This window comes from Slackia sp. (genome assembly GCF_977041755.1).
Window position 1 is genome coordinate 1 of record NZ_CDRRGL010000220.1, and the last position, 6,783, is coordinate 6,783.

At 58.8% G+C, this 6,783-nt stretch carries 15 protein-coding genes; all 15 read right to left on the reverse strand.

Annotated features, from left to right (window positions below; all coding sequences use genetic code 11):
* On the reverse strand, nt 1–317 hold a 317-nt coding region (locus tag ACWI8T_RS09745; protein ID WP_449138803.1), incomplete at its 3' end, for a ribosomal protein S5.
* Nucleotides 318–331: 14 nt separating this feature from the next.
* Nucleotides 332–700 (reverse strand): 50S ribosomal protein L18, encoded by a 369-nt coding sequence (gene rplR / locus ACWI8T_RS09750; protein WP_123218659.1) that lies wholly within the window; start codon nt 698–700, stop codon nt 332–334.
* Between the two features lie 23 nt (nt 701–723).
* The gene (rplF, locus tag ACWI8T_RS09755; RefSeq protein ID WP_303050968.1) at nt 724–1,269 is read right to left on the reverse strand and encodes a 50S ribosomal protein L6; all 546 of its coding nucleotides are present in this window, start codon (nt 1,267–1,269) and stop codon (nt 724–726) included.
* 20 nt (nt 1,270–1,289) lie between these two features.
* Nucleotides 1,290–1,688, reverse strand: coding sequence for a 30S ribosomal protein S8 (gene rpsH, locus ACWI8T_RS09760; RefSeq protein WP_114614850.1), 399 nt, complete (start codon nt 1,686–1,688; stop codon nt 1,290–1,292).
* 92 nt (nt 1,689–1,780) lie between these two features.
* The gene (locus tag ACWI8T_RS09765) at nt 1,781–1,966 is read right to left on the reverse strand and encodes a type Z 30S ribosomal protein S14 (protein WP_114614849.1); all 186 of its coding nucleotides are present in this window, start codon (nt 1,964–1,966) and stop codon (nt 1,781–1,783) included.
* Nucleotides 1,967–2,014: 48 nt separating this feature from the next.
* Nucleotides 2,015–2,560, reverse strand: coding sequence for a 50S ribosomal protein L5 (gene rplE, locus ACWI8T_RS09770; RefSeq protein WP_114614848.1), 546 nt, complete (start codon nt 2,558–2,560; stop codon nt 2,015–2,017).
* A gap of 167 nt (nt 2,561–2,727) precedes the next feature.
* A complete protein-coding gene (gene rplX, locus ACWI8T_RS09775) occupies nt 2,728–3,048 on the reverse strand; it encodes a 50S ribosomal protein L24 (protein ID WP_114614847.1) in 321 nt (106 codons plus the stop codon).
* Between the two features lie 16 nt (nt 3,049–3,064).
* Nucleotides 3,065–3,433: a 50S ribosomal protein L14 gene (gene rplN / locus ACWI8T_RS09780; RefSeq protein ID WP_294376009.1), complete on the reverse strand. Its 369-nt coding sequence runs from the start codon at nt 3,431–3,433 to the stop codon at nt 3,065–3,067.
* 40 nt (nt 3,434–3,473) lie between these two features.
* Nucleotides 3,474–3,737: a 30S ribosomal protein S17 gene (gene rpsQ / locus ACWI8T_RS09785; RefSeq protein ID WP_123218657.1), complete on the reverse strand. Its 264-nt coding sequence runs from the start codon at nt 3,735–3,737 to the stop codon at nt 3,474–3,476.
* Between the two features lie 18 nt (nt 3,738–3,755).
* Nucleotides 3,756–3,965 (reverse strand): 50S ribosomal protein L29, encoded by a 210-nt coding sequence (rpmC, locus tag ACWI8T_RS09790; protein WP_114614844.1) that lies wholly within the window; start codon nt 3,963–3,965, stop codon nt 3,756–3,758.
* Nucleotides 3,965–4,387 (reverse strand): 50S ribosomal protein L16, encoded by a 423-nt coding sequence (gene rplP, locus ACWI8T_RS09795; protein WP_114614843.1) that lies wholly within the window; start codon nt 4,385–4,387, stop codon nt 3,965–3,967. The genes rpmC and rplP overlap by 1 nt, the downstream gene beginning before the upstream one ends.
* Nucleotides 4,387–5,106: a 30S ribosomal protein S3 gene (gene rpsC, locus ACWI8T_RS09800; protein ID WP_114614842.1), complete on the reverse strand. Its 720-nt coding sequence runs from the start codon at nt 5,104–5,106 to the stop codon at nt 4,387–4,389. Before rpsC ends, rplP begins: the two co-directional genes overlap by 1 nt.
* Before the next feature lie 3 nt (nt 5,107–5,109).
* A complete protein-coding gene (gene rplV / locus ACWI8T_RS09805) occupies nt 5,110–5,448 on the reverse strand; it encodes a 50S ribosomal protein L22 (protein ID WP_114614841.1) in 339 nt (112 codons plus the stop codon).
* Nucleotides 5,449–5,467: 19 nt separating this feature from the next.
* Entirely contained in the window at nt 5,468–5,737 is a 270-nt protein-coding gene (gene rpsS, locus ACWI8T_RS09810; protein ID WP_114614840.1) for a 30S ribosomal protein S19, read from the reverse strand.
* A 27-nt stretch (nt 5,738–5,764) separates the two neighbouring features.
* Nucleotides 5,765–6,595 carry a 50S ribosomal protein L2 gene (gene rplB, locus ACWI8T_RS09815; protein WP_114614839.1) on the reverse strand — a complete coding sequence of 277 codons (831 nt, stop codon included), beginning with the start codon at nt 6,593–6,595 and terminating at the stop codon, nt 5,765–5,767.
* Nucleotides 6,596–6,783: the final 188 nt, after the last annotated feature.

Below are 6,783 nucleotides of genomic sequence, written 5' to 3' on the forward strand. Positions count from 1 at the left end.
GCAGCAGGCTTGAGGTAAACGCGGCCCGCGCCAAACTCGCCCATGATGTCATGCGGAAGAGTACGGTCTTCGTTCATAGGAACTTCGAACATATTCTTCTTGGCATCTTCGATGCCCTTCTTGATAGCGATAGGCACTTCCTGAGACTTGCCCATGCCAACGCCGACATGGCCTTCGCCGTCGCCGACGACAACGAGAGCCGTCAGACCGAAGCGGCGGCCGCCCTTGACGACCTTGGAAACGCGGTTGATGTAGACCACGCGCTCCTGAAGCTCAGGAACGGCGGACTGCTTCTTTTCTTCTTTGCGAGGAGTCATATCCAAACCCTTTCCTAGAACTTCAGGCCAGCGGCGCGAGCGCCATCGGCCAGAGCCTTGATGCGGCCGTGGTACAGGTTACCGCCGCGGTCGAAAACGACCTCGGTGATGCCAGCTTCGATGGCCTTCTTGCCAGCGATTTCGCCCATGGCGGCAGCGCCTTCAACGTTGGCACCGGACTTGCCGGTAGCCTTGAAAGCCTCGCCCAGGGTGCTCTCGCCGCAGATGGTCACATGAGCGACATCGTCGATGAACTGCACGTACAGGTTCGAGTTGGAACGGGTAACGCAAAGGCGCGGACGAGCGGCGGTGCCAGAAATCTTGCCGCGGACGCGACGGTGGCGACGAGCCAGCCCGGCCTGCTTCTTCTGGAGTTTCTTCATCTTATATCCCTTCAGACCTTAAGCTACTTGTCGCCCTTGGCAGCCTTGCCAAGCTTGCGACGAACTTGCTCGCCCTCGTAACGAATGCCCTTGCCCTTGTAAGGCTCGGGAGCACGCCATTTACGGATGACGGCAGCAGTCTGGCCAACAGCCTGCTTGTCGGCACCGGAAACGGTGATGTGCGTCTGATCGGGCACGGTGAAGGTGATGCCTTCGGGGGCCTCAACGACAACCGGATGAGAGTAGCCGAGAGAAAGCTCCAGGCTGTTGCCCTTCAGAGCAGCACGGTAACCAACGCCAACGAGCTCGAGTTTCTTCTCGTAGCCCTCGTGGACGCCGATAACCATGTTGTTGACGAGCGAACGGGTAAGGCCATGGAATGCCTTGGCCTCACGGGAGTCGTCAGGACGGGAAACGATGAGTTCCTCGCCTTCCTGAGCGATGGACATCATGGGGTTGAACTCGTAGGAGAGTTCGCCCTTGGCGCCCTTCGTGGTGATTTTGTTACCTTCGATGGTAACGGTAACTCCGGCAGGAACCGGAATGGGCTGTTTGCCGATACGAGACATAGTAAGCTCCTATCCTTTCCTTACCAGATGTATGCGATAACTTCGCCGCCGACGCCAGCCTTGCGAGCGTCGCGGTCAGCCATGACGCCCTTGGAGGTGGACACGATAGCAGTGCCCAGGCCGCCGAGAACGCGGGGCAGTTCGTCCTTGCCAGCGTAAATACGCAGGCCGGGCTTGGAAATACGCTTGATGCCGCGAATGGTCTTCGCCTTCTTCTCGCCGTACTTCATCGTGATCTCGAGAATGTCGCGAGGCGAGTTCTCAATGATCTCGTAGCCCTGGACATAGCCCTCTTCGGTCATGATGCGAGCGATTTCGACGAGCTTCTTCGAAGACGGCATCGAGACCGTCGCCTTGCCCGCAGAGTTGGCGTTACGCACGCGCGTAAGCATATCTGCGATGGGGTCGTTAATGGTCATTTGATTCTCCTTTGGTTCGTGATGAGCTCAGCCGGAGGTACGCAATGACGCCCGTGGCGTGTGCGCCTTACCGGCAAGCACCTAGCGTGGGCCTACCAGGAAGCCTTGGTCACGCCGGGGAGTTCGCCCTTGCTAGCCAACTCGCGCAGGCACACGCGGCACAGACCGAACTTGCGATACACAGAACGCGGACGGCCGCAGCGGGTGCAGCGGGTGTAGGCACGAGTCGAGAACTTCGGCTCGCGATTAGCCTTGGCGATCATCGATTTTTTTGCCATGCTTTCCTTCTTTCCTCTATCTCCACTCGGATTTTGCCGAATGAATTACTATTTCTTGAACGGGAAGCCCAAAGCGTCGAGAAGAGCCTTGGCCTGTTCGTTGTTTTCGGCAGTGGTGACAAAGGTGATGTCCATGCCGCGGGTACGATCGATCTTGTCGTATTCAATCTCGGGGAAGATGAGCTGCTCGGTGATGCCGAGGGTGTAGTTGCCACGGCCGTCGAAGCTCTTCGGGGAGATGCCACGGAAGTCGCGAACGCGGGGCAGAGCCATGGACAGCAGGCGGTCCAGGAACTCCCACATGCGGTCGCCACGCAGGGTAACCTTGCAGCCGATAGCCTGGCCCTCGCGGATGTGGAAGCCTGCGATGGACTTCTTAGCGCGGGTGACGCAGGGCTGCTGGCCCGTGATGATGCGCATATCGTTCATAGCTGCGTCGAGCTGCTTGGAATCAGACGCGGCTTCGCCGACGCCCATGTTCACAACGATCTTCTCAAGGCGAGGAACCTTGTTGATGTTGTCGATAGCGAGCTCGCTCTCCAGCTTGGAGACGATTTCAGATTTGTACAGTTCTTTCAGGCGAGGAGTAGCCATTGGTAAGTTTCTCCTTTGTCGATGAATTAAACGCAGGATTACCGACCCTGCGTCCCTGCCCGCCTAAGGCAGCCAGGGCCATATTCTACACGGCATAAGGCGCATCCCACAGAAAATCCGCAGGATGCGCCTTAAAATTCACTGGTTATTCAACCGGTGGACTATTTCTAGTCGATGTCTTTGCCGCACTTCTTGCAGACGCGGACCTTTTTGCCCTCGTCGTTGATGCGCTTGCCAGTGCGAACCGGCTTGCCGCAAGAGGGGCAGACCAGCATCACGTTGGAAACGTGAATGGGGGCTTCCATGGAGATGATGCCGCCCTGGGGGTTCTGCTGGGTGGGGCGAACGGCCTTCTTCACGATGCCGCAGCCTTCGACGACAACGCGGTTGCGGGTAGGAACGGAGCGCAGAATGGTGCCCTGCTTGCCCTTGTCCTTACCAGCGATGACCTGAACCTTGTCGCCCTTTTTGACCTTCATGCTGTTCATGTTTCGTGCACCTCCCTTAGAGCGTCTCAGGTGCCAGAGACACGATCTTCATGTACTTCTTGTCACGCAGCTCGCGAGCCACGGGGCCGAAGATGCGGGTGCCCTTGGGAGCACCGGAGTTGTCGATCAGCACGGCGGCGTTCTGGTCGAAGCGGATGTAAGAACCGTCCTTGCGACGGACTTCCTTCTTCACGCGAACGATGACGCAACGGACAACGTCGCCCTTCTTGACGCTGCCGTTGGGAGCTGCCTCCTTGACGCTGCAGATGATGACGTCGCCAAGGCCTGCATAGCGGCGCTTGGAGCCGCCGAGGACCTTGATGCACTGCACCTTGCGCGCGCCGGAGTTGTCGGCAACGTTCAGCATGGTTTGCATCTGAATCATTGTGCAATCCTTCCGATAGTTTAGTTACGCAACGCTTGGGCTATTTGGCCTTTTCCACGATCTCGAGGAGGCGCCAACGCTTCATCTTGGACATGGGGCGGGTCTCCATAATGGTGACGGTGTCACCGAGGCCAGCCTCGTTGTTCTCATCGTGAGCGTGGAACTTCTTGGTGCTCGTCATCATCTTGCCATAGACAGGATGAGGCTTGCGCTCCTTGATCTCAACCACAATGGTCTTGTCGTTCGCCGCGGAAACAACGACGCCCTGACGGACCTTGCGGGAGCTACGGGTTTCTTCACTCATGTTTATCCCACCAAATCCTTATTTCAATGCGCCGGCAGCGGCGATCTCGCGGGCGCGCATTTCGGTCTGAATACGCGCGATGTCCTTCTTGACCTGCTTCACACGAGCGGTGTTGTCCAGCTGGCTGGTGGCCATCTGGAAGCGCAGGTTGAACAGCTCAGCACGGGCTTCCTTCAGCTTGACGGTAAGATCGTCAGAAGAGAGCTCGCGAATCTCGACGGCCTTCATTATTCAGCCACCTCCGATTCCTTGGTAACGATCTTGCACTTGATAGGAAGCTTCTGAATGGCGAGACGCAGGGCCTCTTTAGCGGTAGCCTCGTCGACGCCGCCGATCTCGAACATGATACGGCCGGGCTTGACGACAGCAACCCAAGCTTCCGGGTTACCCTTACCAGAACCCATGCGGGTTTCAGCCGGCTTCTGGGTGATGGGCTTGTCGGGGAAGATGGTGATCCAAACTTTACCGCCACGCTTCATGTAACGAGTCATGGCGATACGAGCGGCCTCGATCTGGCGGTTGGTGATCCAGTGAGCCTCGAGAGCCTGGATGCCGTACTCGCCGTGATGCAGCTGGGTGTAGCCCTTGGCCTTGCCCTTCATAGAGCCGCGTTGCACCTTGCGGTGGCGAATGCGCTTAGGAGCTAGCATTATTTAGCACCCCTTTCGTTGCGATCATTGCGGTCGCGACGGCCGCGCGACGGACGAGAGTTGCCCTCGAGAGCAGGCTGCGGAGTCTTGCCACCGGGGAGTTTTTCGCCGTGGTAGATCCACACTTTGATGCCGATGGAACCCATCGTGGTAGCAGCGGTGCAGAAGCCGTAGTCGATCTTCGCACGCAGGGTGTGCAGAGGCACACGACCTTCGCGGTACCACTCGCGGCGGCTCATCTCAGCGCCACCAAGACGGCCGGAGCACTGGATACGAATGCCCAGAGCGCCAGACTTGCGAGCGGACTGAACAGCCTTGCGCATGGCGCGACGGAACGCGACACGGCCTTCGAGCTGCTCGGCGATGGACTGGGCAACCAGGTTGGCGTCGAGCTCGGGGCGCTTGACCTCGATGACCTCGATGTTCACCGGGCCGCCAACGATCTTGGCGAGTTCCTTGCGGAGCTGCTCGATCTCGGAGCCCTTCTTGCCAATGACAACGCCCGGGCGAGCGGTGGTGATGATGACCTTCACCTTGTCGCCAGCGCGCTCGATCTCGACCTTGGCGACAGCGGCCTTGGCGAGATACTTGTCCAGGAACTTGCGAATCTCCATGTCGTTAGCGAGGTTCTTCGCGTAGTCCTTGTCGGAATACCAACGGCTACGCCAATCCTCGGTGATGCCGAGACGGAAGCCGGTGGGCATAACTTTCTGACCCATGCTTTATGCCTCCTTCGGCGCAACGATGATCGTGATGTGGCTGGTGCGCTTGCGGATGCGAGCGGCAGAGCCCTTTGCACGAGGACGAATGCGCTTAAACGTGGGGCCTTCGTCGACGAACGCGGCCTTCACGACCAGGTTGTCGGTGGACATGCCATGGTTGTTCTCGGCATTTGCCACGGCCGAGTTGAGAACCTTCTCGATGGTCTCGGCGATAGCGCGCTCCGAGAAGCGCAGGATTTCGCGGGCGCGGACGACGTCCTTGCCGCGGACTTGGTCGATGACGACGCGAGCCTTGCGGGGGCTCACGCGCACATACTTGGCGACTGCCTTAGCTTCCATGTGCGGTCTGCCTCCTTACTTATTTCTTGCTCTTGTCGGCGTGGCCCTTGAACGTGCGCGTAGGCGCAAATTCGCCGAGCTTGTGACCGACCATGGATTCGGTAACGTATACGGGCACGTGCTTGCGACCATCGTGCACGGCAATGGTGTGACCCACCATGTCGGGGAAGATGGTCGAGGAGCGCGACCACGTCTTGATGACGTGCTTTTCGCCAGCTTCGTTCATCGCGGCAATGCGGCCGAGAAGACGCGGCTCGACGAAAGGACCCTTCTTCAAACTTCTGCTCACGGTTTCTCCTTAGCGTTCTAGCTCGCGCTACTTCTTGCGACGACGGATGATCAGGCGGCTCGAAGCCTTCTTCGGGTTGCGGGTGCGATGGCCCTTGGTGGGCTTGCCCCACGGAGACACAGGATGACGTCCCGAAGACTTGTTCTTGCCTTCGCCACCACCGTGCGGGTGGTCGACCGGGTTCATAACCGTACCACGAACGGTCGGGCGGATGCCCTTCCAGCGGTTACGGCCAGCCTTGCCGATCTTGATGTTGGCATGCTCGGCGTTGCCGACTTCGCCAACAGTCGCGCGGCAGGTGAGCAGCACGCGGCGCATCTCAGAAGAGGGCATGCGCAGAATGGCGTACTTGCCTTCCTTACCCATGAGCTGGATAGAAGTACCAGCGGAGCGAGCCAGCGCAGCACCCTTGCCGGGCTGCAGCTCAACTGCATGGATGAGGGTACCAACAGGGATGTCAGCCAGAGCAAGCGAGTTGCCGGGCTTGATGTCGGCCTCAGAGCCAGACATAACCATGTCGCCAACCTTCAGGCCCTTCGGGTGAAGGATGTAGCGCTTCTCACCATCAACGTAATGGAGAAGAGCGATACGGGCGGAACGGTTCGGGTCGTACTCGATGGTAGCGACCTTGGCGGGGATGCCGTCCTTGTTGCGCTTGAAGTCGATGATACGGTAACGACGCTTCACGCCGCCGCCCTGATGACGGGTGGTGATGCGACCCTTGTTGTTGCGGCCGGCCTTCTTAGGCAGCGGCGCAAGCAGCGACTTCTCGGGCTTCGTGCAGGTGATTTCGGCGAAATCCGAAACCGTCTGGAAGCGGCGACCAGCGCTGGTCGGCTTGTATTGCTTGATTCCCATCAAACAACCTTTCTTCCTTGGAAGCCTGCTCGCGTGCCACTCCATGCACGTACCAGGCGTTCCACTTACATATCGGGAACGATTGCCGAATGAGGCGCATATTGGAGTGCACGCCCTCGACTCCGTTCCCACGCGCCCGGGTGTATCCATACACAGCGGGACGCAACTGCAGAATTATAAGGAGTTGG

What these genes read in the sequence shown, in the direction of transcription:
- rpmC (WP_114614844.1), bottom strand. Translation starts at nt 3,965, where the DNA reads ATGAAGGCCGTCGAGATTCGCGAGCTCTCTTCTGACGATCTTACCGTC.
- rplR (WP_123218659.1), bottom strand. Translation starts at nt 700, where the DNA reads ATGAAGAAACTCCAGAAGAAGCAGGCCGGGCTGGCTCGTCGCCACCGT.
- rplN (WP_294376009.1), bottom strand. Translation starts at nt 3,433, where the DNA reads ATGATTCAGATGCAAACCATGCTGAACGTTGCCGACAACTCCGGCGCG.
- rplP (WP_114614843.1), bottom strand. Translation starts at nt 4,387, where the DNA reads ATGCTAGCTCCTAAGCGCATTCGCCACCGCAAGGTGCAACGCGGCTCT.
- rplE (WP_114614848.1), bottom strand. Translation starts at nt 2,560, where the DNA reads ATGGCTACTCCTCGCCTGAAAGAACTGTACAAATCTGAAATCGTCTCC.
- ACWI8T_RS09765 (WP_114614849.1), bottom strand. Translation starts at nt 1,966, where the DNA reads ATGGCAAAAAAATCGATGATCGCCAAGGCTAATCGCGAGCCGAAGTTC.
- rpsH (WP_114614850.1), bottom strand. Translation starts at nt 1,688, where the DNA reads ATGACCATTAACGACCCCATCGCAGATATGCTTACGCGCGTGCGTAAC.
- rplV (WP_114614841.1), bottom strand. Translation starts at nt 5,448, where the DNA reads ATGGAAGCTAAGGCAGTCGCCAAGTATGTGCGCGTGAGCCCCCGCAAG.
- rplB (WP_114614839.1), bottom strand. Translation starts at nt 6,595, where the DNA reads ATGGGAATCAAGCAATACAAGCCGACCAGCGCTGGTCGCCGCTTCCAG.
- rplX (WP_114614847.1), bottom strand. Translation starts at nt 3,048, where the DNA reads ATGAACAGCATGAAGGTCAAAAAGGGCGACAAGGTTCAGGTCATCGCT.
- rpsC (WP_114614842.1), bottom strand. Translation starts at nt 5,106, where the DNA reads ATGGGTCAGAAAGTTATGCCCACCGGCTTCCGTCTCGGCATCACCGAG.
- rpsQ (WP_123218657.1), bottom strand. Translation starts at nt 3,737, where the DNA reads ATGAGTGAAGAAACCCGTAGCTCCCGCAAGGTCCGTCAGGGCGTCGTT.
- rplF (WP_303050968.1), bottom strand. Translation starts at nt 1,269, where the DNA reads ATGTCTCGTATCGGCAAACAGCCCATTCCGGTTCCTGCCGGAGTTACC.